The organism is Pseudomonas sichuanensis, assembly GCF_003231305.1.
Lineage (GTDB): Bacteria > Pseudomonadota > Gammaproteobacteria > Pseudomonadales > Pseudomonadaceae > Aquipseudomonas > Aquipseudomonas sichuanensis.
In genome coordinates this window covers 15,956-39,651 of the sequence record NZ_QKVM01000058.1, presented here as the reverse complement: position 1 = coordinate 39,651, position 23,696 = coordinate 15,956, and the positions used below count along the sequence as shown (strand labels likewise).

The following is a 23,696-nucleotide window of genomic DNA, read 5'->3' as shown; positions in this document are numbered from 1 at the left end:
CAAAAACCAACACCTTGAACTCAGGCTCAGGCTCAAACCGCCAACCGCGAAGTCGACCGCAACACCGCTTCAAGCACACTGAAGTCAATCCACCCCCGCACATCAAACCGCCGCGGAATAAACCCCCACCGGTGCAAGAAATCGGTGAAATCCTGCAACCCCACAATCGACTGCTCATCAAGCATGGTCCGCAACCGCCGATGCGCATCCTCCCCATAGGCCGTGGCCACCCAATGCTCACTCGTATTCAGCTCACGGGCCAGAAACTGCCGGGTTTCCTCCGGGTGCGCCCAAGCCCACTGCTCAGCCCGCAACACACTGTCGACGATCAACCGCGCCGCTTCGGGATGATGCTGCAGCAGGTGGCCGTCCATGGTCAGGGTCCGCGGCGTGCCGTTGTTCGAGCGGATCAACGGGTCAGGGTGCGACCCCGTGTCGATGACCACATGCAGCCCGAACTCGTCGGCCAGGCTCACCGCATGGGCACCCTTGAGGAAGATCGCGTCGATGTCACCGCGCAACAGGCCGATCAGTTCGTTGTTGCGCAGGATCGGCCCGTTGCTGGCGTAGGCCACCGTGGTGCCGTGCACGCGCCGGATCTGCTCGTCGCTGTGGGTGCCGCCGTAGGGGTAGTCCACCAGTTCCACGTCACTCACGCTCAGCCCTTCGAGCTTGAGGGCGTTTTCCAGGCCGCGCAGGGCCTGGGCACGGGTGAAATCTATCTGCACATTGGCCCACTTGGGCAGGCCGAAGCGCCGGTGGCGCAGGTCGCGCACGCTCTTCACGCCGCTGTCTGCGGTGGTCAGGATCAACTGCACCTCGTCGCTCCACGACAAGCCGAGCAGGCGCGTGTCGCGCCCGCTGGCGTAGGCCCAGATCGCCGGGATGTTGCCGCCATGGCGCACCGAGTTGGGCAGGTGGTGGTCGTAGTGGGCTTCGCGCACATCGCGCAGCGCCGACTCGCGCAGTGCCTGGATATTGGTGCCGTGGGGGCGCAGGGCCTCGGCCAGGCGCCCGGACTCGACCGCAAGGCCGAGCCCGGTCGGTACCGGGCTGTGGGTGTACCAGAGGGTGTCCAGTGGGGTGCTCATCGCAGGTCCTTGCGTGGCTGGTCGGGGATGTTGCGCAGCAGCGGCAGGACTTCCTGGCCGATGCGCAGGGCTTCTTCGAGGTGCGGGTTGCCGGCCAGGATGAAGGTCGAGAAACCGGCCTCTTGGTACTCGGCCAGGCGTTCGGCGATGTTCTGGTGGCTGCCGACCAGGCCCACGGCCGGGCCGGGCTTGGCCTTGGCGAAACCGGCCCACAGGTTCGGGCCGATGACCAGGTCGTCGAAGCGCTCGAGGTGTTGGTGATAAGCCGTCTGGCGGGCGGCGCCGACCGAGTCGGAGCCACGGGTGAAGTCCTGGCTGACCCGGCTGGGGCGGTTGCCGATGGCCTCGAACTGCCGGCGCAGGTCGCGCCAGGCGGCGTCTTCGGTTTCCCGGGCGAACAGGTCCACGCGCAGGCCGAAGCGCACCTGGCGGCCCTGTTTGTCGGCCAGCTCGCGCACCCGCTCCAGGTGCGGCTTGAGCGCCGCCACCGGCTCCGCCCAGTTCAGGTACACGTCGGCATGCCGGGCGGCAACGTCCAGGGCCGGGTCGGAGAAACCAGAGAAATACACCGCCGGCTTGCGCTCGTGGCGCAGCTCCTCGGGCAGGCTGCCGTGCTCCAGGCGGTAGACCTCGCCCTCGTAGCTGAACTGCGGGTGGCGCCAAAGGCCGTCGATGATGTCGAGGAACTCGTCGGTGCGCCGGTAGCGCTGGTCGTGGTCGAGGAAGTCGCCGTTGGCCCGCTGGCTGGCGGGGTTGCCGCCAGTGATGATGTTCCAGTCCAGGCGGCCGTGGCTCAGGTGCTGGAGGATCGCGGCCTGCTGCGCCACGTAGGCCGGCAGCGTCCAGGCGGCCTGGAACGCCACCAGAAAACGCAGGCGCCGGGTTTCCCGGGCCAGGGCCGCGGCGGCGATCCACGGTTCGGGGCCGGTGGGCAGCAGGGCGCCCTCGAAGCCTGCCAGTTCGGCGGCCTTGGCCACCTGGGCGATGTAGTCGATGTAGGTGAAACCGTCGGCGCTGCCGCTGGCCGTGCGGCCGGGGGCGATATGGCCGGGCCGGGCGGAGAAACTGCCACGGTCGTGCAGGTCGGTGCTCAGCTGGTGGCCATCGCTGCCCAGCGGCAGGCGCCAGAAGAATTCACTGCTCATGGATTCGCGTTCCTGAACCAAAGGTAGGGGTGACAAGGGATAGCAATGCCCATGCCACGCTCCTTGCAGCGGCCTGGCGAGGGCTTGCCGGTGGCGCTGCTGCTGGAGCAGCACTGCGTCAGCAACGGCTGCTGGGGTGTCAGCAGCTGCGGGCCAGCCGCGTGCGACACAGGCCAGCGCGGGCGCGGCTCGGCCTACCTGGCACAGGTTCTGCTGACAGGCCTGGCAGCCATCTACGGCGCTTACCCCAGCCAGGAGTCAACATGAGCCAGATTTCCCCACTTCTCGACGCCGCCATTCTGGCCCAGGTCGAGCAGGCCAAGCGTGATACCGCCAAGGTGTTCCGGGTGCTCAAGGACAGCCGCACGCTGACCGCCACCAACACCTTCCAGGCGCACCTGCGGGTGCCCGGCACCGACCTTGTGATCGCCCTGGCCACCCCCAGCCCATGGGACGACGACCAGAGCATCCGCGCCGTGGTCGCCAGCTACGACGGCGTGGTCCACCTCGATGAATACCTGGCCCCGGGCGTGGCGCTCGGCGAAAGCCGCCAGGGCGGCGTGGGCAAGCGCTACGCCTCGGTGCTGCAACAGCGCCCCGAGGTCAATGTAGTGATCCACGTGCACACGCCCTACCTGGGCGGCTGGGCCGGCGCCCATCGGGCATTGCCGCTGGACTACGCCGCCGCCCAGCGCGTCACTCTGGCCCGCGAGCTGCCGGTGTACATCGACCGCCGCCAGCCGGAGTCGGCGTTCATCGTGCAGGTGATCGAGGCCAATCCGCACACCCCGGCGATTCTTGAAGCCAACGGCGGGGCGACGTTCTGGGGCGAGGGCATCCTCAAATCGGCCAAGTGGATCCTGCTGTTCGAGGAGGGCGCCTACTTCCAGACGCTGGCCGAGGCGGTGGGCGGTGGCAAGCCGTTCGGGCCCGGCGTGCTCGAGCAGCAATGGCGCATGAGCGGGCTGTGGGAGCAGGGCCGGGCGCTGATCGCCGAAGTCTAGCCGCGGGTTGCCGCAGCGCCTGGGGCGCTGCGGTGGTGGCTCAGCCCTGTTTGGCGCGCAGGCCTTTTTCACCCTTGGCCAGGATGGCGGTGTACTCGCCCGGGTCGACGCCGTTGAGGTAGTAGTTGCCGATGTGATGCAGGCGCCAGCGGATCGGGTCGTGGGTGGTGTGGGCCCGGGCATCGCGCCAGAAGCGATCGAGGTTCCATTTGCTGAGGATCGCGCTGGCACCCAGCAGCGAGAAGATGTCGCTGGCGATCTTCAGCGCGGCCGCATCGGCATGGGCGCGGGCGGTGGCCACCGCCAGGATCAGTTCGTCCTGCAAAGGCTTGTTTTCCTCGTCCTGCAGGTGCTGGTCGAACAAATGGGCGGCCTCGCGCAGCACGGCTTCGGCGCCGCGCAGGGCCACGGCGTACTCGCCGACCTGGCGGATGATGTGCGGCTCCTCCCAGGCATGCTCCACACCGCTTTCCACCCAGGGCCGGGCGCGGCTGCGCAGATACTCGCTGCCGGCCTGCAGGGCGCCGGCGGCGATGCCGCTGTCGATGGCCGCGTGGAGGATCTGCGGGAAGGTCAGGCCGGTGCGCTTCATCGGCCCTTCGCTGGCGACGAAGAAGTCGTCGTCCACCTCGATGTCGTGGAAGTTGACCGTGCCGCTGACCGAGTGGCGCTGGCCGAAGGCGCGCCAGTCGTCGATCAACTCAAGGCCCGGCGCCTCGCGGTTGATCCACACGCCTGCGGCGCCCTCGCCGTAGCTGGCGGTGAGCCAGATCCAGTCGGCCAGGTAGGCGCCGGTGCAGTAGAACTTGCTGCCGTTGAGCAGCAGGCGGCCGTCGGCGCCACGCGCAAGCTGGGTCTTGATGGCGAACTTGTTCTTGCCGCCGACTTCCGCCAAGGCATTGGCCAGGCGCTTGCCGGCCAGCACGTCGGTGAGGATGCGGGTGCGGGCGGTGGCGCTGTAGCCCTCGACGATGCCGCGCAGCATCACGTTGTGGATTTGCAGGATCTGGCCGACGCCGCCATCGGCGCTGGCGATCAGGCGCACCACCTCGACGATGGTCGCCACCGACGCGCCAAGGCCGCCGTACTGGCGCGGTACGCCGATGGCGGTGAGGCCGCTGGCGCTGAGCAGCTCGGCCTGGCGGATGGGCAGTTGCTGTTCACTGTGCGGGTCGCTGGCCAGTTGGCTGATTTCGGCGGCCACTTCGCGGGCCACGGCAATCGCCTCGGCCTCGCTGTGCAGGGTTCTTGTGTGTGGGGGGTGGCTCATGGTGGCTCCTGGGTCGATTAAGCGATGCAGGGCCTGGAGCAAGTTCTGCGCCAGCGCCCGCAAACACCCCGGGCACGGGCCTGGCAGCGCCGGGGCAGGGGCTTTGTGCGGGCCGTTTGCGCAGCCAGCAGCAGCGCACTGCTGGGCAACTGCTGCTGAGGCAGCAATAACCCCTTCAGGCGAGCGCGAAGCCCCGGAATACCTGGGCTGCAGGGGTTGGCATGGGCATTGCGATGTGCTCGGCAAACGGCCTTGTCGGCCCTCTCAATCCTGGAGTACTCCATGCCAAACGCTGCCAGCGCACCCGCGTCGCCGCCCCCGTCCCTGGACCGCCTGTGGTTCACCCGCTGCCCGGTCCCCACTGCCTCCGGGCTGGCCTACAAACTGGGCTGGCTGCAACAGGAGTTCGCCGCCGACGGTATCCGCGTCGACACCTTGCAGGACGCCCCTGAACTGGGCCGCCATCACTACGACCACGAGCTGCCCGGGCTGATCCGCGAGGGCGGCAACGTGCCGGCCCTGGCGGCGCGCGCGGCGGGCTCGCCCACCCGGCTGATCGGCCTGACCTGGATCGAGGAGTGGCAGACCATCCTGGTTCGCCGCGATGCGGGCATCAGCCGCCCGGCCGACCTCAAGGGCAAGCGCCTGGCCGTGCCGGCCTGGAGCGAGGCCGGGCGCCCGGGCAGTTTCGTCCGGGCCATGAGCCTGCACGGCTACAGCAGCGCCTTGAAGCTCGGCGGGCTGGACTTCGACGACGTGCAGCTGGTCGAAGTGCCGCTGGCCAGCCTCGACGACGGGCCGGGGCCGGCACGCATCGACCACCTGCAACGGCTGTGGAGCGGCCTGGATTACCTGGTGCGCGGTGAAGTCGATGCGGTCTATGTCAAGGGCGGCGCCGCGGCCGACGCGGCGCGGCGCCTGGGCCTGGTGGTGGGGATCGACCTCGACCTGATCGCCGCGCCGCGCTACCGCATCAACAACGGCACGCCGCGGCCGATCACCGTTCACCAACGGCTGCTCGACGAGCACTTCGACCTGGTGGTGCGCTTTCTTGCCCAGACCTTGCTGGCGGCCGACTGGGCCCGGGACAACCTTGGCCCGCTGCGCGCCATCCTCGCCGAGGAGACCGCGTCCGAGCAGGCGGGCATCGAACAGGCCTACCGGGGTGACTTCCACGCCTCGCTGCACCCGGACTTGTCTGCCGAGCGCCTGGAATACCTGGCCCTGCAAAAGCACTTCCTCTACCGCCATGGCTTCCTCGAACGCGACTTCGAGCTGGCCGGCTGGGCTGACCCACGCCCACTGCAGGCGGCCCATGAACTGATCGCCCGCCGTCATGGCGCCCGGCTTGGAGTGACACCCGCATGAAACCGCCTTTCCAGTTGCAGCGCTTGGCCTTGCTGATCGCCCTGGGGGCTGGCCAGGCCCTGGCCGCCGACAGCGTGGCGCCGCAAGCCGACCCGCAGACCCTGACCACGGTCACCGTCACCGCGCAGAAACGCGAAGAGTCGCTGCAGGATGTGCCGGCGGCCATCTCGGCGGTGTCCGCCGAGCAGATCCGCAACACCGGTGGCGGCTTCACTGCCGGCAAGGCGCTGCAGGATGTGCCGAACGCCATCGCCCCGGAGTTCGCCGGCCACCAGCGGCCGCGCTGGTACATCCGTGGCATGGGCTCCGGTGACATGGCCTCGACCACGGTGTACCCGGTGGGCATCTACACCGACGATGTGTATATCAGCCCCCACGTGGCCACGGGCTTCCCCCTGTACGACCTGGAGCGGGTGGAAATCCTGCGTGGCCCCCAGGGCACGCTGTGGGGCAAGAACACCACCGGCGGGGCGATCAACTTCGTGTCGCGCAAGCCGAGCTTTGCCGAACCCGCCAATGGCTACTTCAAGGTCGATGCCGGCAACTACGCCTCACGGCTGTACGAAGGCGCCTATGGCGCCAGCCTGGTGCAGGACCGCCTGGCGGCGCGGGTGGCCTTCAGCGAGCAAAGCCGCGATGGCCAGTTGAAGAACCTGGTGGACGGCCACACGGTTGGCGATATCCATGACCAGGCGGTGCGCGCGCAACTGCTCGCGCAAATCAGCGAAGACCTGCAGGCGACCCTGCAGCTGCATGCCCGCGACTACCTTGGCCAGGGCATCGCCACCCGTGCCTGGGGCAGCGGCCCCGGATACACCACGCTGTTCGGCCCGACCCCGGTGCTGGACATCGATGAAGCCGCGTTCACCGGCAAGGCCGAAGACCGCATTCGCCACAACGGCGTGCAACTGGGCCTGAAATGGCAACTGGGCGAGCTGCAACTGGACTCGATCACTGCCTTCGACGATGTCACCGAGAAGGCCCAGGGCCCGAACATGAGCATCTATGAGTTCGGCCGCTCCTATGGCGACGACCACTGGAAGCAGGTGTCCCAGGAGCTGCGCCTGTCGTCGCCGCGTGATCAGACGGTGAGCTGGATCGTCGGCACCCACCTGTTCCACGAAAGCCTCGACAGCACCAGCAGCAGCGCCATCCTGCCGGCGGCCTACAACCAGGCGTTCGACGTCGCCAGCTATGGCCGTACCGACCTTTCGCAGAGCACCACCAGCTACGCGCTGTTCGGCAGCAGTACCTGGCAGGCCACCGATGACCTGCGCCTGACCCTTGGCCTGCGCTGGACCCGCGAGACCAAGGACATCGACCTCGACCGCGTGGTCGCACCCGATGCCGCCAGCGTGTCGGTGGGCAGCAATGCCGACTGGTGGCGCAGCTATAACGGCGCCCTGGTGACCGCTGCGCAGCAGGACGACAAGCGCACTTGGAACAAGCTGACCTACGACTTCACCCCCGAGTACCAACTGAACGACAACGCGCGGGTGTACTTCCGTTACGCCAAGGGCTTCCGTTCCGGTGGCTTCAATGGCGGCGCCACGGTGCAGGCGGAAACCTCGGTGGTGTCGCCGGAGACCGTCGATGCCTACGAGCTGGGGATCAAGAGCGAATGGCTCAACGAGCGCCTGGTGGCCAATGCCAACGTCTTCTACTACGACTACTCGGACATCCAGGTCAATGCGGTGTCGGTGCGTGACGGCCAGGTGGTGTCGCTGCTGACCAACGCCGCCCAGGGCGTGATCCGCGGCGCCGAGTTCGAGTTGCAGGCACTGCCGTTGGACAACCTGCACCTGAACGCTTCGGTCGGCCTGCTGCACACCGAGCTGCAGGACTTCGTTTCCGGTGGCGTGGACTACTCCGGCAACCGCATCGCCCGCTCGCCGGCGCGCACCCTGTCGCTGGGCGCCCGCTACCGCATCCCGCTGATCGGCGGCGATGCCGTGACCCTGGAAAACACCTGGCGCTACCAGGGCCGCATCTACTTCCTGCCCACTTCCCAGGAGGACCACAGCGTGTCCCAGGGCGGCTACACCCTGGGCAACGCCAGCGCCACCTACCACTTTGGCGGCGCGCTGGACCTGGATGTCAGCGCCTACGTCAACAACCTGACCGACAAGCAGTACAAGACCGACAGCGTGCCGTTGCCGTTCGACATCGCCTGGGATGCCCGTGGCGACCGGCGCACCTACGGGCTGTCGCTCACCACCAACTTCTGACCGAGCGGGGGACACACCCCGCCCTGGCCCCGAGCCGTCGCGTGCACCCGACGAACCTCTTTTCAAGGAACAACCCTGATGGCGATCAAACTGCTCTGGTACCTCACCGCCCCCGACGGCCCTTACCCGTGGGAGGCCGAGGGCCGCTGGCGAACCGGCTTCAACCACCTCAAGCAAGTGGCCGTGGCGGCCGACCGCCTGGGCTATTACGGCGCGCTGCTGGGCACCGGGCCCAACGCCAACCTGGTGACGGCGACCTCGCTGATCGACGCCACCGAGCGCCTGCGCTTTCTGGTGGCCCAGTACCCCGGCGAACTCTCGCCGGCGGTGCTGGCCCATTATGCGCTGACGTTCGACAAGTACTCGGGCGGGCGCCTGCTGCTCAACCTGGTCAACGGCAACGATGACGGGCTGGCGTCGCTTGGCGTGCATTTTCCGCACGCCGAGCGCTACCAGTTCAGCCGGGATTACTGGCGTGCGTTCCAGCATGTGTATGCCGGCCGTACCGAGGCGTTCGACAGCCCCTACGTCAAGCTTGCCGCCCGTGCGCCCGAGGACGCCGAACACCCGTTGGGTGGCTGGAACGACCCAAGGCAATTGCCCGGCGTGCCGTTCTGGGGGGCGGGCAGCTCGCCGGCCGGGGTGGCCCATTCGGTGGAGCTGCTGGACGTTTACCTGAGCTTCGCCGATACCCCGCGCAAGCTAGGCGAAAAGTTCCGCCGGGTCGGGGCAGAGGCAGCCAGGCTTGGGCGCACCTTGAGCTACGGCACGCGGCTGCAGATCATCGTGCGGGAAACCGAGGCGCAAGCCTGGGCGCATGCCGAGCACCTGCTGCAGCGCACGTCGTTGCAGACCGCACTGGACGCGGTCGCCAGCCAGTTGCCGGCGAGCGAGACGTTGCACAGCTACCGCAGCGAAGACCCGCGCGTGCAGCGTTGCCTGGAGGCGCTGAAGGCCGGGCGCTTGCCGGCGCTGCGTGACCTGGAGGTGCACCCCAACGTTTGGACCGGCCCCAGCCTGTTCGGCTTCGACATCCTGCGCCCGGCGGCGGGCACCTACCTGGTCGGCAGCGCCGAGCAGGTCGCCGAGCGGCTGCGCGAGTACCAGGCAGAGGGCGTTTCGGCGTTCATCCTGTCGGGCTTCCCGCTGGTGGACGAGGCGCAGCGGGTGGCCGACCTGCTGTTCCCGCTGCTGGAGCTGGACCACGGTTTCGCCGTGACCCCGCTCAACGGCTCCCATCGCCAGGAGGGCTGAGCCATGCGCCAGGTTGCCCAAGGTTCGGCAACGCAGCTGTTGCGCCGTGGCCTGTTGTGGTTCGCGGCGATCCTGCTGCTGGCCTTGTGCGGCCCCTGGCTGGCACCCCATGACCTCACCGCCTTGCGCGGCGAGGTGTATGGCCCGGCGCTGAGCGGGGCGCCGCTGGGGTTCGATTACCTGGGCCGCGATGTGCTGTCGCGGGTGTTGGCCGGCGGCCGTTCGCTGGTGCTGATGAGCCTGGCCGCCGCCACCCTGGCCTTGCTGGTGGGCACCGCACTGGGCCTGCTGGCGGGGTTCAGCCGCGGTTGGGCGGACCGCCTGTTGCAGTGGTTGGCCGACCTGTCGCTGGCCTTTCCGGATTTGATCCTGGTGCTGCTGGTGGTGTCGTTGCTCGGCCGTGAGCCGTGGCTGATCGTATCGAGCGTGGCGTTCGCCTTCTTGCCGGGCACCTTGCGCCTGGCCAGGAGCAGCGCCCTGGCCCTGGCCGGGCAGGAATTCGTCGAGGCGGTACGGCTGCTGGGCGTGCCGCGCTGGCGGATCCTGCTCGGCGAAATCCTGCCGAACATGCTCGGGCCGCTGCTGGTGCACTACGGCAACCTGCTGACCTGGGCGGTCGGCATCCTCTCGGGCTTGAGTTTTCTGGGCTACGGGGTGGCGCCGCCGGCGGCCGACTGGGGCCTGATGATCCAGGAAAACCAGATGGGGCTGCGCCTGCAGCCGTGGCCGGTGTTGTTGCCGGTGTTGTTGATCGCTTCGTTCGCCTATGCCTGCGACCTGCTGGCCGAAGGCGTGTCCCGTTGTTTCCAGGAAGGTAGCCATGTCTGAACACCTACTCACTGTCAGTGGCCTGCGGGTGGCCCTGGCCTCGGGGCGCGAGGTGCTCAAGGGGATCTCGTTGAACATCGCCGCCGGGGAGATCGTCGCCCTGGTGGGCGAGTCCGGCGCGGGCAAGTCGACCCTGGCCCTGGCGCTGCTGGCCCACGCTCGGCGCGGCGCCAGGGTCAGCGCAGGGCAGGTGCTGGTGGCCGGCCAGGCGCTGCTGGGCTTGCAGGGCGAAGCCCTGCGCCAGGCCCGTGGCGGCCTGGTGGGCTATGTGCCGCAGGACCCGGCCATGGCCCTCAACCCGGCACGGCGCATCGGCAGCCTGCTGCTGGAAACCTTGCGCGCGCACCAGCGCCTGGCGGGCCCCGCCGAACAGGCGCGGCTGCGCCAGACCCTGGTCGATGTCGGCCTGCCCGATGACGCCAGGTTCCTGCGCCGTTATGCCCATCAGCTTTCGGGCGGCCAGCAACAGCGCCTGCTGTTGGCCTTGGCGTTCGTGCTGCAGCCGCGGCTGATCGTGCTGGACGAGCCGACCACGGCGCTCGATGTGACCACCCAAGCCCATGTGCTCGAGACCTTGCGCGGGCTGTGCCGGCAGCGCGGGGTGGCTGCGTTGTATGTGTCCCACGACCTGGGGCTGGTCGAGGCGCTGGCCGACCGGGTGCTGTTGATGCGTGACGGTGAGTTGCTGGAGAGCGCCACGGCTGCGGCGTTCTTCCGCCAGCCCCGCCATGCTTATGGCCAGCAGTTGCTGGCCGCCATGCCGCAACGCTCGACGCGCAGGCCCCGTGCGCCGGGTGCCGACGCGCTGCTGAGCGTGAGCGGGCTGTCGATCCACCAGGGCGGGCGAGCATTGCTGAGCGCGGCGGCCTTTACCTTGCACGCGGGCGAATGCCTGGCCCTGGTCGGCGCCTCTGGTTGCGGCAAGACCAGCCTGGCCCGGGCGTTGGTTGGCCTGGGTGAGGAGGTGAGCGGGCAGTTGCTGCTGGACGGTGCGCCGCTGCCCTTGCCCCTGGACAGGCGCGATGCCCGGCAGCGGCGCGCCGTGCAGTACGTGTTCCAGAATGCCTACCGGGCGCTGAACCCTCGGTTGCGCATCGCCCAGAGCCTGGCCACGCCGCTGCGCCACTGCTTCGGCCTGGCTGGTGCGCCATTGCAGGCGGCCTTGGCCGAGGCGCTGGCCAAGGTGGCGTTGCCGCTGGAGGTGCTGCGCAAGTACCCCGGCGAATTGTCCGGTGGCGAACGTCAGCGGGTCGCCATCGCCCGCGCCCTGGCGTGCAGGCCGAAGGTGTTGGTGTGCGACGAGATCACCTCGGCGCTGGACGCCGCCACCCAGGTGGCGATCCTCGACCTGCTGCAAGGCTTGCAGGCCGAGGGCCTGGCCGTGCTGTTCGTTACCCATGACCCGCAGGTGGTGCGCAGCCTGGCCAACCGAGTGCTGACCCTCGACGCCGGGCGGCTGCTGGAGCGCCCGGCGGAGCTTGCGCCGGCGTTGCTCAACCCGCCGTGCGCAGCCGTGGGGTGAGCAGTACCGTCAGCGCATCGGCCAGCAGATTGACCAGCACCACGAATGCCGCGACCAGGCTGATGCCGGCCTGGATCAGCGGCACGTCGCGGCGGCGCAAGGCGTCGTTGAGCAGGTTGCCCAGCCCCGGGTAGTTGAAGGCGATTTCCACCAGCAACACGCTGCTGAAGAACACGCTGAGCACCAGGGCCATGCCCTGCGCCAGCGGCAGCAGGGCATTGGGCAGGGCGTGGCGCAGCAGCAGGCGCCAGGGCGCGATGCCGCGCAAGCGGGCGGCGTCGAGGTAGTCGCTGTTCCAGGCCTCGATCATTGCCGCCCGTTGCAGGCGCACCAGGTAGGGCGCGGCCGACAGCAACAGGGTCAGCGCCGGCAGGGCCAGGTAGCGGGGCTGGGCCCAGGGCGAACGCTCGCTGTCGAGCAGCGACATGGCCGGCAGCCAGGTGAACACGCTGGTGGCCAGCAGCATGATCAACAGCACCGCGACGACGAACACCGGCAGCGACTTGAACAGCGCCAGCAGCGGCAGGCACAGGCGGTCGAGCCGGCCGCCCTGGCGCAGCGCCAGCAGGCTGCCCAGGGCCAGCGCCAGCAGCAGCGCCGGCACCGCGAAGGCGCCGAGCAGGGCCAGCGAGGCGCCCAGGCGCTCGGCCAGCAGCGGCACCACGGCGACGTGGGAGTCCAGCGACTGGCCGAAGTCACCGCGCAGGGCGCTGCCCAGCCAGTCCAGGTATTGGCTGGCCAGGGGCCGGTCCATGCCCAACTGGTGCCGCAGGGCCTGCACGCTCGACGCCGGCGCGCCGGGGCCGAGGATCACCCGTGCCGGGTCCGAGGGCAGCAGGCGGATGGCGAGGAACACCAGCAGGCTGATGCTCAGCACCCCCAACAGGCCGGCGCCCAGGCGCAGCGTAAGCCAACGCAAGGGCCGCATCAGGCGTGCTCCTTGAGCCACAGCTGGTCGAAGCGCCAGGTGGGGAACAGGGTCTTCTCGGCGTGTGCGCCGCCCACCCGGCTGGAGACGCCGTCCAGCAGGTTGGCGTAGCCCCATACCAGCAGGCCGCCGCGCTCGTACTGGATACGCTGCGCCGCGTGGACCAGCGGGGTGCGTTTGGCAAGGTCCGGCTCGGCCAGGGCCTTGAGGAACAGCTCGGCGAACTGCGGGTCGTTGAAATGGGTCTTGTTGGCCACCGACACCGGCGCGTCGGCGTGCAGGGCGCAGGTGAGGAACGGCGCACCGATGCTGCCGCCGGTGCTGAAGGCCCATTCGGTGTGCTGGGGGCCGTAGAAGGTGGCGCTGTCGACCTGGCGCACCTGGACGTCGACGCCGGCGCGCTTGGCCTGTTCGGCGAACACCAGCGCCGAGGTCACGGCGGCGCCGTCCTGTTCGGCCACCAGTTCGACGCTGAGCTGCTCGTGGCCGGCCTCGCGCAGCAACGCCCTGGCCTGCGCCACGTCGTGGGGGCGCGGGGCAATGCTGTGGTCGAAGGTCGGGTCGTGGGGCGCGTACAGGTCGTTGGCCACCCGGCCCTGGCCGTTCAGGGCGCGGGCCACCAACTCTTCGCGGTCGGCCAGCAGGCGCAAGGCCTGGCGTACCCGCACGTCATCGAACGGCGCTTTTTGTGTGTTCATGTCGAAGCTCAGCCAGTTGCTGGTCACCGAGCTGAGGGTGTGCACGTTGGGCACGCCCTGCAACAGGCGCAGGTGCTCGCCGGCCAGGGCGTTGGCCAGGTCGATCTGCCCGGCCTGCAGCGCGGCCAGGCGGGCGTTCTGGTCCTTGAAGTCGATGATTTCCAGCTCGTCGGCGTAGGGCTGGTTGGGTTTGTAGTAGTTCTCGAAGCGGGTGAACAGCGAGCGCTGGCCGGGGGTGAAGCTCTTCAGCTTGTAGGGGCCGGCGCCCACCGGGTTGGTTTGCGGGTGGTAGTCCACCGGCACGATGCCGCCGAAGTTGACCCAGGTTTCCGGCAGCGGCACGAAGCCGGCGCCGTCGACGAAGCGTACGCGGATCGTGCGGTTGTCGAGCTTTTGCAGGTTGTTGCGGTCGATCCAGTGCAACAGCGCGGCGTAGGGCGAGGCCAGTTGCGGGTCGGTGAGGCGGCGCACCGAGAAGATCAGGTCGTCGGCGTCGATGGTCTTGCCGTGGTGGAACTCCAGGCCCTGGCGCAGGCGCAGGGTCCACACCTTGCCGTCGGCGCTGACCTCGGCCTCTTCGGCCAGGGCCAGGCGCGGCAGCATGTTCTCGTCCCACTCCCACAGCTTGCTGTACAGGGCGAAGCCGCGGACGATGCCGCCGCCCATGGGCTTGTGGGCATCCAGGTCGCCGCCGGGGCCGCCGTCGATGATGCCCAGGCGCAGGCGCCCGCCATGGCGTGGGCCGCTGTCAGCGGTGCTGGTGGTGGCAGGGCGTGGGGCTTGGTCGCAGCCGCCGAGCAGCCCGGCGCCCAGGGCCAGGCCACCCAGGGCCAGGCTGGCGCCGATGAAGCGACGCCGGCCGAAAGGTGGGCGCTCGATCATGCCGGCACCCCCGGGTTGCTGGCCGCTGCCTGGCGGCTGGCGGGGCGGCGCTGCTGGCGGAAGTGCGGCAGGATGTGCTCGCCGATGCGGTAGCTCTCTTCCAGGTGCGGGTAGCCGGCGAGGAAGAACAGGTCGATGCCCACCGCGTGGTACTCGCGGATGCGCGCCACCACGTTCGCGTAGCTGCCCACCAGGGCGATGCCCGGCGGCAGGCCGATGTAGCCGAAGCCCGACCAGACGTTGGGGTGGATGAAGAAGTCATCGAAGGCCACGCCTTCGTGCTTGTCGCCGTATTCGTGCTCGAAACTCAGCTTGCGCGCCGAGCGCAGCCCGGCATGGGCGGCCAGGGCCTTGACCACGCCCTTGGCGATGCCTTCGTCGAAATAGCGCTTGGCTTCGGCGAAGGCCTCCTCGTCGCTGGGGCGGGTGATCACGTCGATCGACAGGCCGAAGCGGATCCCGGGGTTGCCGTGGGCGATGGCGCGCTGGCGCACATCGTCGATCAGGGCGCGGATATCCTCGGGGCGTTCGGCGCGCATCAAGTAGTAATCAGCGTGCCGGGCGGCCAGTTCGCGGGCTGCCTCGGAGGAGCCGGCGGTGCAGATCAGCGGCAGCTCGGCCTTTTTCTGCGGGCCGCGCAGTCCGCCGCCATCGGCCTGGTAGTAGGTGCCCTGGTAGTGGAACTGTTCGTTGTGCCAGTAGCCCTTGACCACGTCGAGGAATTCGCTGGCGCGGCGGTAGCGGTCGTCGTGGTCGGTGAAGTCGCCGACCTGGCGCTGGATTACCTCCGAGCCGCCGTTGATGATGTTCCACACCAGGCGGTTGCCGCTGGCGCGCTGGTAGGTGGCGGCCATCTGCGCGGCGGCGAAGGGCGAGAAGTGGAAGGGCTGGAAGGCGGTGACGAACTTGAGCCGGCGGGTTTCCCGGGCCAGCAGCGAGCACACCGTCCACGGCTCTTCGCCGCCGGGGGCGTTGACCATCAGCACGCCGCCGAAGCCATTGATTTCGGCGGCGCGGGCGATCTGGCCGAGGTAATCGATGTAGGTGAAGTCGTCGCCCACGGCAAAGTCGGAGACCGCGCCGCCTTCGCTGGCCGGTGCCTGCCAGTCGCCGCGGTTGCGTGGGTCACCGGGCAGGTGAAGGGTTTCGCCATGCAGCGGCAGGCGGGTGAAGAAGTCGATGCTCATGGGGCAACTCCGGTGGCGTTCTGGGCAGTGTCGAGGGCCGGCCAGGCGTGCTGCAGGTTCAGTTCGAGCAGGGCCTGGCGGGTGAAATGGGTGGCCAGTGCCGGGGCGATGTCGACCTTGGCGCGGACCAGCTTGTTGTCCAGGGCGTACTGGCTGAGGGCGTTGTAGTGGGCCAGCAGTTGGGCGTCGGTTTTCGGTGCCCAGCGCTGCGCCCATGGCACCGGGTCGCCCTGGCTTTCCCGGCGCAGCACGCTCTCTGGGGTGCCGGCGCGCGAAGCGTAGCGGTAGAAGGCGTCGGCGTTCTGTTCCTGGGCGATCCAGCCGGCGGCGCGCACCCAGGCGTTGGCGACCAATTGGGTGAGGTCGGCGTGGTCGTTGACGAAGCGGTCGGTGGCCCACAGGTCGGAGACCAGGCGCCAGTCGTTGCTGCCTTGCTTGGTCGACCAGATCACCTTGGCCACCTGCTTGTCTTCGAGCAGGTAGCTTTCGCTGAGCAGCACGGCGGCATCGACCTTGCCGGCGGACACGGCGGCGGCGCCTACCTGGGGGTTGAGGTTGCTGATCTTGAAGTCGGCCAGGCTCAGGCCCTTGCTGGCGAGGAACTGGCTGAAGGCGAACTCCCAGGGGCGGCCACGGTGCAGGGCGAGGCGTTTGCCCTTGAGGTCTTCGATGGTGGTGGCGCTGGAGTGGGCCGGCACCACCAGGTAGACGTTGTCGCCGTTGCCGCCGGGCACCACCAGCTTGCCGGGCACGCCGCCGGCCAGGGCGATCACCGAGGGCAGGTCGCCGCGCACGGCGAAGTCCAGGCTGCCGTTGGCGAAGCCTTCGTTGATCTGCGGGCCGGCGTTGGCGTGGGGCAGGGCTTGCCATTGCAGCTCGGCGCCGCGCTCGCGCAGGGCCTGTTGCAGCCAGCCTTCTTCCACGACCCGCCCGGCGATGCCGCCGAACACCGGCTGGCCGCCCTGGGTGAAGGAAACGATGGCGATCCTGACCGGCACCAGTGGCGCGGCCTGGAGTGGCCAGGCGCAGAGCAGTGAGGCGAGGGCGAGCAGGCCGTTACGGCAGAAGGTGAGCATGGGCGCGATCCTTGGACGAGTGCGATGCCAAGGCGTCGGCAAGATGCATGCCAGGGGTTTTTCGCCGGTTTTAGCGGGCTTCAGGCGGCAGGAGTGCTGGTTCGGGGGCAGCTGTTGCTGCTGCACTGCTGCTGGAGCAGCAGTGGGCTGGGTATGTGTAAAAAGGAATATGCAAAGACGAATTTATAATTATTTGGCCTAACAGGGTTTGGGGCATGATGCGCCATGGCACGCTCATCGCCGCCGTTGTAAGGAAACGATCATGACCCAGCTGACCCACCCACACGCCCGTGAACTGACCAAGTCGGTCCGCGCCACCGTGCTGGTTTTCAAGGACCCGCGCTCCCAGGAGTTGCTCAGCCGCATCGAGCGGCTGGCGCCCAGTGAAGCCAATGCGTTGATCATTGGCGAAACCGGTACCGGCAAGGAGCTGGTCGCTCGCCATGTGCACCACCTGAGCCGGCGCAGCCAGGCGCCGTTCGTGGCGGTGAACTGCGGCGCCTTCCCCGAGACCCTGGTGGAAAGCGAGCTGTTCGGCCACGAGAAAGGCGCCTTTACAGGCGCCACCAGCAGCAAGGCCGGCTGGTTCGAGGCGGCCAACGGCGGCACCTTGTTCCTCGACGAGATCGGTGACTTGCCGCTGGGCATGCAAGTCAAGCTGCTGCGGGTGTTGCAGGAGCGCGAAGTGGTGCGCCTGGGGTCACGCACGCCGATCCCGATCAATGTGCGGCTGGTGGCCGCGACCAACGTCAACCTGGCCGACGCGGTGGTGGCCGGGCACTTTCGCGAAGACCTGTTCTACCGCCTGCACGTGGCGACCATCCGCCTGCCGCCGCTGCGCGAGCGGCCAGGCGACATCCTGCCGCTGGCCGAGTTCTTCCTTGAGGAGCACTGCCAGCGCCTTGGCTACCAGCGTGCGTGCCTGAGCGAGGAGGCCGAGCGCAAGCTGCTCACCCACCCGTGGCCGGGCAATATCCGCGAGTTGGAAAACGCCCTGCACCATGCGCTGCTGGTGTGCCGCCACCAGCGCGTGCAGCCGAGCGACCTGAACCTGGCCGACCTGCGGCCCAACTTGCCGGCAGCGGCAGCCGCCGGCTACGCCGCGCCCTTGGAGGTGAGCCTGGAGGCTGCGCTCAATGCGCTGTACGAACAGAACCTGGACAACCTGTACGAGCACATCGAGGCCACCATCTTCCGCACGGCCTACCGCTATTGCCACGGCAACCAGTTGCAGACCGGGCGGTTACTCAACATCAGCCGCAATATCGTGCGCGCGCGGCTGGAGTTGATCGGCGAGCTGAAGCCAGCAGCCCAGGCGGCCGGCCAGGGGTGAGGCCGGGGTTGCCTGGGGCAGATTGACGGACGCTGTGCCTGGTCCTGCTCTATGCTCAAGCCTTCGTCCATAGGGGGTTTGTGATGAAAGCAGTATTAGAGCGACTGGATACGTGGTTGGAAACCAACCTGGACGAAGTACATGCAGACTTGGCGCCGGGCTGCTCGGAGGCCGCGCTGGCCGAGTTCGAAGAGCTGGTTGGGCGGGACTTTCCAGAGAGTTTGAAAGCGCTCTACCGATGGCATAACGGGCAAAAAGGCAAGGCGAGCACTGGGCCGTTCTTCGGGCTGACTTTCCTGCCTTTGGCAGAGGCCCTCAAACACTGGGCGTCGTGGAAGGACCTGGTCGAGGAATGGTCTGACGAAGACATGGCGGCGGCCAGCGACTTCTGCAGTTCGGTACCACCGGGTGCCATCAAGCCACTCTATGCCAACCGCTACTGGATTCCGTTTGCCTACGACTATGGCGGCAATCACCTGGGGGTGGACCTGGACCCTGCGGAGCAGGGCAGCGTGGGGCAGGTCATCAATTTTGGCCGCGATGAAGAAGAGAAATTCGTGGTGGCGAGTTCTGTGGAGGCCTTTGTGGAGTGGCTGGTCGAGCAATTCGAGACCGGCAATGTGGCGATCAGGGTGGAGGATGATGGGGCGCGCAGCCTGAATACCAAGGTGCCGGAGCTGCATCACTTTCTGGATTCGGTGCAGGTTCTGTTTGCTGAGCAACGGCTGGGGGGGGATGCGTAAGCGCCTGCCTTGCAATCGTATGTGGGCCACTAGGTGCCCGTCGGTGATTTTGCAGCGCCCTCAAGATCGAGCGCCGCCCGCGCGGCGCATCGCGGGGCAAGCCCGCTCCCACATTTGTTTCGGGCCAGTCTCTCCTGTGCCATTACCTGGTCCGCCCTGTTGGCTCGACACAATTTCAGCGTGGGCGCCTTGGCTGCCTCGCAGGGCTCAAGACATGCGCCAAGGCGGGCAGCGGTACCTTCACAGGACTCATTGGCCCGAAACAGATGTGGGAGCGGGCTTGCCCCGCGATGCGCCGCGCGGGCGGCGCTCGATCTCATAGGCGCTGCAAAAACACCGGCGAGCACCTGGTGGCCTTGATGCAATCCCCTGAAGAACACCAAGCGGCCTTGTGCATGGCCGATGCCCGCTTTCGCTATCAAGACTCGTCAGCTGTCCGGCCACCCTTCTCGAGAATCCTCGGCCCCGCACCTTCCTGCCCCAGTACATCCCCCGGGTTGCGCAATGGACAATCCTCCAGCGACAGGCAACCGCAACCAATGCAATTGTCGAGGCTGTCGCGCAGGGCCTCCAGTGTGCGAATACGCGCGTTCAAGTCCTCCCGCCAGGCCGATGACATCTCACCCCACTGGGCGGCGGTGAGCTTGCTGTTGGGGGCGTAGCGGCCCAGGGCGCGCTTGATTTCCTCAAGGGGAATGCCGGTGCGCTGTGCCACCTTGATGATGGCGATGGTACGCAGCACCAGTGCCGGGAAGCGCCGTTGGTTGCCCGCCGTGCGGGTGCTGGCGATCAGCCCCTTGGCCTCGTAGAAGTGCAACGTGGACACCGGCACGCCGCTGCGTCGGGTGACTTCACCCACGGTAAGCAACCGTGTGCTGTCGGTCGTTGATTTCGCTGCCACGGCTGTTGGCCTCAAGTTAAGTTGAGCTCTTATAGCGCCGTCCGATCTTTGCCGCAATCGCTTCCCCGGATGATCGGCGCCATGGCTGAGCGCAGCGGTTCGGGCCCCAGTCCGCAGCGGCCTGGCCACGCCCGAACAGGTCGAGCTGGCGCGCCAGCGTTTTGCCTCGCTACTAATGGGGCTGCTTTGCAGCCCTTCGCGGGTAAACCCGCTCCCACAGGATTGCGCAAAGCCTCAAGCTGGCGCCAAACCTGTGGGAGCGGGTTTACCCGCGAAGGGCCGCCGAGTGGCCTGACTGACCAGTATCAGCCGCTGATCCTGACTTTTAATACATAGGTGCGGCAACGTGCTCGGCGTTTCTTTAGAGCAGCAGCGCATAAGTACCGAACAATCATCGTGAAAGGGTCTGGCCGTCTGTGATTTTTGACAGTAGTCAGTAGCGCTGCCTACTCAGTACGCTCAAGGTCGACGGCACAGCTCACACAGGAGCGCGATCATGACAAGGGCTGAACTTGACAAGTTTGTACAGGCAAGAATCGATGAAAAGGCCAACCTCATCCTGGATGAACGGGTGACGCATGATGATGCCGCATTTGGCGAGTTGAGGATCTATTCCTGTGTGCGGCGAATCCTCAACGGCAAGGCGAGTATGGAAGATATCGGTATGCTGCATGCCGTCAATGATCTGGTAAAGGAGATGGGGATTCTTTCACCCAGCGAGAGCCTTGGTTCGAAGCTAAAACCTCAGTTTCTTGTGCCATGGCTCAATAAGAAGGCATGAGGAGGTGAGTATGAGCGGTGATATCGAACAACAGGTGAAGAAATTAGTTGTGGAGCACCTGAGTGTAGATCAGGTGGATGTTAAAAATGAGTCCAGTTTTGCCGATGATCTGGGGGCGGACTCCCTGGACAGCGTTGAACTGATCATGGAGCTGGAAGAGGCGTTCGAGATAGAGATTCCTGATGAAGATGCTGAAAAATTAACGACCGTTCAAGCAGTAATTGATTACATCGCAGAGCGTAAATCTTGAAACAACGACACAACAGTCGGTTCCAATAATACTGTGTGAGTCAGTCTCAGAAAACGCCATTCAGGTGCTCGGTCATACAACGCCCTACTGGACCTTCGAACCGCTCGGATCACTTCAGCACAGGTCTATTGATCTGTGCTGAAGCAGTCTGCCGCTCCGAGATAGCGCCGGTTGTGCCGAGGCGTCGACTGATGGTGCTGCTCAAGCCGCGCTACCCAAAAGCAGGCGTTGGTCGCAAAGCCAGTGTCCGCTGAAAACCCTGCCTCACTCCGCCATCTGCAACGCCGGCAACTTGACCCGAAACGCCTTGGTAATCCCCAGCAAGCACAGAAACCCCAACGCCATCCAGCTCAACCCGATCATGAACGACATGCTCGACAGGCTGGTCCACAGCCAGATGGTGGTCAGAAAGCCCAGCGCCGGAATCGCGCCATACAGCAGCCAGTTGCGGCCCCCGCGCAGTTTCTGGTCCACCAGGTAATGCTTGACCACCGCCAGGTTCACCGCCGAGAAGGCGAACAGCGCGCCGAAGCTGATCATGTTGGCGACGGTGTCGAGGGTGATGAACAGGGCGATCAGCGACAGCAGGCTGACCAGCATGATCGCGGTGGCGGGCACGCGTTTCCTGGTCACCAGGCGGCCGAACACCTTGGGCAGTGCGCCGTCGCGGCCCATGGCGAACAGCACCCGCGATACGCTGGCCTGGGACACCATCGCCGAGGCGAAGCAGCCGGCCACGTAAGTGGCAGTGAAGGCGGTGACCATCAGCTCGCCTCCCACGCGGCGCATCACGTCCAGCGAGGCGGAGTCCGGATCCTTGAAGATAGCCCACTCGGGGAACACCATCTGCGCGCACCACGACACGATCAAGAACAGCAGGCCGCCGAACAGGGTCACCGCCATGATCGCCAGGGGGATGCGGAACTTGGGGTTGGCGGTTTCCTCGGCCATGGTCGACACCGCGTCGAAGCCCAGGAACGACAGGCACAGCACCGCCGCGCCGGTCATGATCAGCGGCATGTCGAAGCCTTCGTGGTGGAACGGCTTGAGCAGCGAAACCGGCTCGGCCTGGGTGCCCAGGTTATGGATCGACAAGCCGACGAAGACCACGATGAATACCAGTTGGGCCACCACCAGCACGCAGTTGACCCGGGTGATGGATTCGATGCCGATCAGGTTGAGGAAGGTCACCAGGGCGATGGAGCCGAGCACCCACACCCAGGCGTGCACGGCGGGGAAGTACTCGGCCATGTAGATGCCGATCAGCAGGTAGCTGAGCAACGGCAGGAAGATGTAGTCGAGCAGCAAGGTCCAGCCGGCCATGAAGCCGAAGTAGCTGCCGAAGGCCTTGCGGGTGTAGGTGTACACCGAGCCTGAGAACGGGTGGGCCTGGACCATGCGGCCGTAGCTGTAGGCGGTCAGCAGCATGGCGGCGAGGGTCAGCAGGTAGGCGGTGGGCAGGTGGCCCTTGGTCATCTGGGTGACCAGGCCGTAGGTGGTGAACACCGCCAGCGGCACCATGTACGCCAGGCCGAACAGCACCAGCGCGGTAAGGCCCATGGTTTGCCGGAAGCGGCCGCTTGCGCTGGCCTGCGATGGGGAAGGGTGGGCGTGGGCATCGGCTGTATTTGTTGTTGTATGCATTGCGAACTCCTGGAAATTGACGACAGGACGCCGCGGTACACGCGGGGCGCGTACCGTCTGGAGAGCTTCACTTGAGGCGGGGGCGGCCGGGGCCGTGCACGCACGCCGCCCACCCTGGCTGGGGTGGGCGGCGGCTTCAGGTCAGAGCTTGCCGACCAGGCGTGCGGTGCGGTCGACGGCGATGCGGGTCTTTTCCACCAGTTCGTCGAGTTCGCTGCGGGTGGCGATCAGGGCCGGGGCCATGATCATGCGGCCGAGGGTGGAGCGGATGATCACGCCCTCTTCGAAACCGAAAGTGCGGCACTGCCAGGCCAGGTCGTTCTCGTTGGCGAAGCGCTTGCGGGTGGCCTTGTCTTCGGCGAACTGCAGGGCGCCCAGCAGGCCGGTGCCCTGGATGTCGCCGATCAATGGGTGATCGGCGAAGGTTTCGCGCAGCAACTGCTGCAGGTAGGGGCCGGTGTCGTCCTTCACCGTGCCGACGATATTTTCGTCGCGCAGGGCCTTGAGGTTGGCCACCGCCACCGCAGCGGCCACCGGGTGGCCGGAGTAGGTCAGGCCGTGGGCGAACACGCCGCCGCGCTCCACCAGGGCTTCGGCGATGCGCTTGCTCAGCACCAGGCCGCCCATGGGCACGTAGCCGCTGGTCAGGCCCTTGGCGATGGACAGGGTGTCGGGCTGGAAGCCGAAGTACTCGTGGGCGAACCATTCGCCGGTGCGGCCGAAGCCGCCGATGACTTCGTCGGCGCACAGCAGCACGTCGTACTGGCGGCAGATGCGCTGGATTTCGGGCCAGTAGCTCTCGGGCGGGAAGATCATGCCGCCAGCGCCCTGGAACGGCTCGGCGATGAAGCCGGCGACGTTCTCGGCGCCCAGTTCAAGAATCTTCTCTTCCAGTTGCAGGGCGCAGCGCTTGCCGAACTCGGCCGGGGTCAGCTCGCCGCCGGCGGCGTACCAGTAGGGCTCGTCGATGTGGGCGATGTCGGGGATCAGCCCGCCCATCTCGTGCATGAACTTCATGCCGCCCAGGGCGGTGGCCGCCAGGGTCGAGCCGTGGTAGCCGTTCCAACGGCCGATCATGATCTTTTTCTGCGGCTGGCCGACGACCTGCCAGTAACGGCGCACGGTGCGGATCAGCACCTCGTTGGCTTCGGAGCCGGAGTTGGTGTAGATGGCGTGGCTGTAGTGGCCCGGCAGGAGGCTGAACAGCAGCTCGGACAGCTCGATCACCGCCGGGTGGGTGGTGTGGAAGAACATGTTGTAGTAGGCCAGCTGGTCCATCTGCGCGGCGGCGGCGGCGGTCAGGTCGCGGCGGCCATAGCCGAGCTGGGTGCACCACAGGCCGGACATGCCATCGAGGTAGCGGTTGCCGTCGTTGTCCCACAGGTTCAGGCGCTCACCGCGCACCATCACCCGCGGCCCTTCGGCGTTCAGGGCCTTCTGATCCAGGAACGCATGGATGTGGTGGGCGGCGTCGGCCTGTTGGTAGTCCTGGGTCTGGCGTTGCGGTGCGAAGGGTGCATTCATGGCTTTTTCTCTTTCTTGGAAGTCGCGCAAGGGGGATGC

Annotated in this window: 21 protein-coding genes; 11 read left to right on the top strand and 10 right to left on the bottom strand. The window is 67.0% G+C overall.

Annotated features, from left to right (window positions below; translation table 11 throughout):
- Positions 1-32: 32 nt before the first annotated feature.
- Positions 33-1,091, bottom strand: a complete 1,059-nt coding sequence (locus tag DM373_RS24175; RefSeq protein WP_110995965.1) for an ABC transporter substrate-binding protein — start codon at positions 1,089-1,091, stop codon at positions 33-35.
- The gene (locus tag DM373_RS24170; RefSeq protein WP_110995964.1) at positions 1,088-2,236 is read right to left on the bottom strand and encodes an LLM class flavin-dependent oxidoreductase; all 1,149 of its coding nucleotides are present in this window, start codon (positions 2,234-2,236) and stop codon (positions 1,088-1,090) included. Before DM373_RS24170 ends, DM373_RS24175 begins: the two co-directional genes overlap by 4 nt.
- Positions 2,237-2,287: 51 nt before the next feature.
- On the opposite strand from DM373_RS24170, the gene DM373_RS24165 reads away from it, so the two are divergent.
- Positions 2,288-2,503: a hypothetical protein gene (locus DM373_RS24165; protein ID WP_110995963.1), complete on the top strand. Its 216-nt coding sequence runs from the start codon at positions 2,288-2,290 to the stop codon at positions 2,501-2,503.
- Positions 2,500-3,240, top strand: a complete 741-nt coding sequence (locus DM373_RS24160) for a class II aldolase/adducin family protein (RefSeq protein WP_110995962.1) — start codon at positions 2,500-2,502, stop codon at positions 3,238-3,240. Before DM373_RS24165 ends, DM373_RS24160 begins: the two co-directional genes overlap by 4 nt.
- Before the next feature lie 40 nt (positions 3,241-3,280).
- On the opposite strand, the gene DM373_RS24155 is transcribed toward DM373_RS24160, so the two are convergent.
- On the bottom strand, positions 3,281-4,510 hold the full coding sequence (locus DM373_RS24155; RefSeq protein WP_110995961.1) for an acyl-CoA dehydrogenase family protein: 1,230 nt from the start codon (positions 4,508-4,510) through the stop codon (positions 3,281-3,283).
- A 282-nt stretch (positions 4,511-4,792) separates the two neighbouring features.
- Here DM373_RS24155 and DM373_RS24150 point away from each other — a divergent pair, with 282 nt between their 5' ends.
- The 5 genes from DM373_RS24150 to DM373_RS29330 all read left to right on the top strand — a co-directional run bounded on the left by DM373_RS24150 (position 4,793) and on the right by DM373_RS29330 (position 11,710).
- The gene (locus DM373_RS24150; RefSeq protein ID WP_110995960.1) at positions 4,793-5,878 is read left to right on the top strand and encodes an ABC transporter substrate-binding protein; all 1,086 of its coding nucleotides are present in this window, start codon (positions 4,793-4,795) and stop codon (positions 5,876-5,878) included.
- Complete coding sequence (locus DM373_RS24145; RefSeq protein WP_110995959.1) at positions 5,875-8,106, top strand: TonB-dependent receptor; 2,232 nt, start codon at positions 5,875-5,877, stop codon at positions 8,104-8,106. Before DM373_RS24150 ends, DM373_RS24145 begins: the two co-directional genes overlap by 4 nt.
- A gap of 78 nt (positions 8,107-8,184) precedes the next feature.
- On the top strand, positions 8,185-9,360 hold the full coding sequence (locus DM373_RS24140; RefSeq protein ID WP_110995958.1) for an LLM class flavin-dependent oxidoreductase: 1,176 nt from the start codon (positions 8,185-8,187) through the stop codon (positions 9,358-9,360).
- A 3-nt stretch (positions 9,361-9,363) separates the two neighbouring features.
- Positions 9,364-10,188, top strand: coding sequence for an ABC transporter permease (locus DM373_RS24135; RefSeq protein WP_110995957.1), 825 nt, complete (start codon positions 9,364-9,366; stop codon positions 10,186-10,188).
- Complete coding sequence (locus tag DM373_RS29330) at positions 10,181-11,710, top strand: ATP-binding cassette domain-containing protein (RefSeq protein ID WP_244215124.1); 1,530 nt, start codon at positions 10,181-10,183, stop codon at positions 11,708-11,710. Before DM373_RS24135 ends, DM373_RS29330 begins: the two co-directional genes overlap by 8 nt.
- On the opposite strand, the gene DM373_RS24125 is transcribed toward DM373_RS29330, so the two are convergent.
- Genes DM373_RS24125 through DM373_RS24110 form a run of 4 tightly spaced genes read right to left on the bottom strand, consistent with a single transcriptional unit; the run spans position 11,682 to position 16,481 of the window.
- Positions 11,682-12,638 carry an ABC transporter permease gene (locus DM373_RS24125; RefSeq protein WP_110995955.1) on the bottom strand — a complete coding sequence of 319 codons (957 nt, stop codon included), beginning with the start codon at positions 12,636-12,638 and terminating at the stop codon, positions 11,682-11,684. The genes DM373_RS29330 and DM373_RS24125 overlap by 29 nt on opposite strands.
- Positions 12,638-14,218, bottom strand: coding sequence for an ABC transporter substrate-binding protein (locus DM373_RS24120; protein ID WP_110995954.1), 1,581 nt, complete (start codon positions 14,216-14,218; stop codon positions 12,638-12,640). Before DM373_RS24120 ends, DM373_RS24125 begins: the two co-directional genes overlap by 1 nt.
- The gene (locus tag DM373_RS24115; protein ID WP_110995953.1) at positions 14,215-15,405 is read right to left on the bottom strand and encodes an LLM class flavin-dependent oxidoreductase; all 1,191 of its coding nucleotides are present in this window, start codon (positions 15,403-15,405) and stop codon (positions 14,215-14,217) included. The genes DM373_RS24120 and DM373_RS24115 overlap by 4 nt, the downstream gene beginning before the upstream one ends.
- Complete coding sequence (locus tag DM373_RS24110) at positions 15,402-16,481, bottom strand: ABC transporter substrate-binding protein (protein ID WP_110995952.1); 1,080 nt, start codon at positions 16,479-16,481, stop codon at positions 15,402-15,404. The genes DM373_RS24115 and DM373_RS24110 overlap by 4 nt, the downstream gene beginning before the upstream one ends.
- A 262-nt stretch (positions 16,482-16,743) precedes the next feature.
- On the opposite strand from DM373_RS24110, the gene DM373_RS24105 reads away from it, so the two are divergent.
- Together DM373_RS24105 and DM373_RS24100 are read left to right on the top strand one after the other, a co-directional pair.
- Positions 16,744-17,814 carry a sigma-54 interaction domain-containing protein gene (locus tag DM373_RS24105; protein ID WP_110995951.1) on the top strand — a complete coding sequence of 357 codons (1,071 nt, stop codon included), beginning with the start codon at positions 16,744-16,746 and terminating at the stop codon, positions 17,812-17,814.
- Between the two features lie 83 nt (positions 17,815-17,897).
- The gene (locus DM373_RS24100; RefSeq protein WP_110995950.1) at positions 17,898-18,557 is read left to right on the top strand and encodes an SMI1/KNR4 family protein; all 660 of its coding nucleotides are present in this window, start codon (positions 17,898-17,900) and stop codon (positions 18,555-18,557) included.
- Between the two features lie 418 nt (positions 18,558-18,975).
- On the opposite strand, the gene soxR is transcribed toward DM373_RS24100, so the two are convergent.
- The gene (gene soxR / locus DM373_RS24095) at positions 18,976-19,425 is read right to left on the bottom strand and encodes a redox-sensitive transcriptional activator SoxR (RefSeq protein WP_110995949.1); all 450 of its coding nucleotides are present in this window, start codon (positions 19,423-19,425) and stop codon (positions 18,976-18,978) included.
- A gap of 529 nt (positions 19,426-19,954) precedes the next feature.
- Between soxR and DM373_RS24085 the strand changes: the two genes are divergently transcribed.
- Positions 19,955-20,239 (top strand): hypothetical protein, encoded by a 285-nt coding sequence (locus tag DM373_RS24085; RefSeq protein ID WP_110995947.1) that lies wholly within the window; start codon positions 19,955-19,957, stop codon positions 20,237-20,239.
- Positions 20,240-20,249: 10 nt separating this feature from the next.
- Positions 20,250-20,489, top strand: coding sequence for an acyl carrier protein (gene acpP, locus DM373_RS24080; protein ID WP_110995946.1), 240 nt, complete (start codon positions 20,250-20,252; stop codon positions 20,487-20,489).
- 264 nt (positions 20,490-20,753) lie between these two features.
- On the opposite strand, the gene DM373_RS24075 is transcribed toward acpP, so the two are convergent.
- Positions 20,754-22,133, bottom strand: a complete 1,380-nt coding sequence (locus tag DM373_RS24075; RefSeq protein WP_110995945.1) for an APC family permease — start codon at positions 22,131-22,133, stop codon at positions 20,754-20,756.
- 141 nt (positions 22,134-22,274) lie between these two features.
- Positions 22,275-23,657: an aspartate aminotransferase family protein gene (locus tag DM373_RS24070; protein WP_110995944.1), complete on the bottom strand. Its 1,383-nt coding sequence runs from the start codon at positions 23,655-23,657 to the stop codon at positions 22,275-22,277.
- Positions 23,658-23,696 lie beyond the last annotated feature (39 nt).

Excerpts from the sequence above, each read along its gene's own strand:
- DM373_RS24150 (WP_110995960.1), top strand. The coding sequence starts at position 4,793 with ATGCCAAACGCTGCCAGCGCACCCGCGTCGCCGCCCCCGTCCCTGGAC.
- DM373_RS24175 (WP_110995965.1), bottom strand. The coding sequence starts at position 1,091 with ATGAGCACCCCACTGGACACCCTCTGGTACACCCACAGCCCGGTACCG.
- DM373_RS29330 (WP_244215124.1), top strand. The coding sequence starts at position 10,181 with ATGTCTGAACACCTACTCACTGTCAGTGGCCTGCGGGTGGCCCTGGCC.
- DM373_RS24145 (WP_110995959.1), top strand. The coding sequence starts at position 5,875 with ATGAAACCGCCTTTCCAGTTGCAGCGCTTGGCCTTGCTGATCGCCCTG.
- DM373_RS24165 (WP_110995963.1), top strand. The coding sequence starts at position 2,288 with ATGCCACGCTCCTTGCAGCGGCCTGGCGAGGGCTTGCCGGTGGCGCTG.
- DM373_RS24105 (WP_110995951.1), top strand. The coding sequence starts at position 16,744 with ATGACCCAGCTGACCCACCCACACGCCCGTGAACTGACCAAGTCGGTC.
- DM373_RS24075 (WP_110995945.1), bottom strand. The coding sequence starts at position 22,133 with ATGCATACAACAACAAATACAGCCGATGCCCACGCCCACCCTTCCCCA.
- DM373_RS24100 (WP_110995950.1), top strand. The coding sequence starts at position 17,898 with ATGAAAGCAGTATTAGAGCGACTGGATACGTGGTTGGAAACCAACCTG.
- DM373_RS24160 (WP_110995962.1), top strand. The coding sequence starts at position 2,500 with ATGAGCCAGATTTCCCCACTTCTCGACGCCGCCATTCTGGCCCAGGTC.
- DM373_RS24110 (WP_110995952.1), bottom strand. The coding sequence starts at position 16,481 with ATGCTCACCTTCTGCCGTAACGGCCTGCTCGCCCTCGCCTCACTGCTC.
- DM373_RS24125 (WP_110995955.1), bottom strand. The coding sequence starts at position 12,638 with ATGCGGCCCTTGCGTTGGCTTACGCTGCGCCTGGGCGCCGGCCTGTTG.
- DM373_RS24155 (WP_110995961.1), bottom strand. The coding sequence starts at position 4,510 with ATGAGCCACCCCCCACACACAAGAACCCTGCACAGCGAGGCCGAGGCG.
- DM373_RS24115 (WP_110995953.1), bottom strand. The coding sequence starts at position 15,405 with ATGAGCATCGACTTCTTCACCCGCCTGCCGCTGCATGGCGAAACCCTT.
- DM373_RS24140 (WP_110995958.1), top strand. The coding sequence starts at position 8,185 with ATGGCGATCAAACTGCTCTGGTACCTCACCGCCCCCGACGGCCCTTAC.
- DM373_RS24120 (WP_110995954.1), bottom strand. The coding sequence starts at position 14,218 with ATGATCGAGCGCCCACCTTTCGGCCGGCGTCGCTTCATCGGCGCCAGC.
- DM373_RS24135 (WP_110995957.1), top strand. The coding sequence starts at position 9,364 with ATGCGCCAGGTTGCCCAAGGTTCGGCAACGCAGCTGTTGCGCCGTGGC.
- DM373_RS24170 (WP_110995964.1), bottom strand. The coding sequence starts at position 2,236 with ATGAGCAGTGAATTCTTCTGGCGCCTGCCGCTGGGCAGCGATGGCCAC.
- DM373_RS24070 (WP_110995944.1), bottom strand. The coding sequence starts at position 23,657 with ATGAATGCACCCTTCGCACCGCAACGCCAGACCCAGGACTACCAACAG.
- acpP (WP_110995946.1), top strand. The coding sequence starts at position 20,250 with ATGAGCGGTGATATCGAACAACAGGTGAAGAAATTAGTTGTGGAGCAC.
- DM373_RS24085 (WP_110995947.1), top strand. The coding sequence starts at position 19,955 with ATGACAAGGGCTGAACTTGACAAGTTTGTACAGGCAAGAATCGATGAA.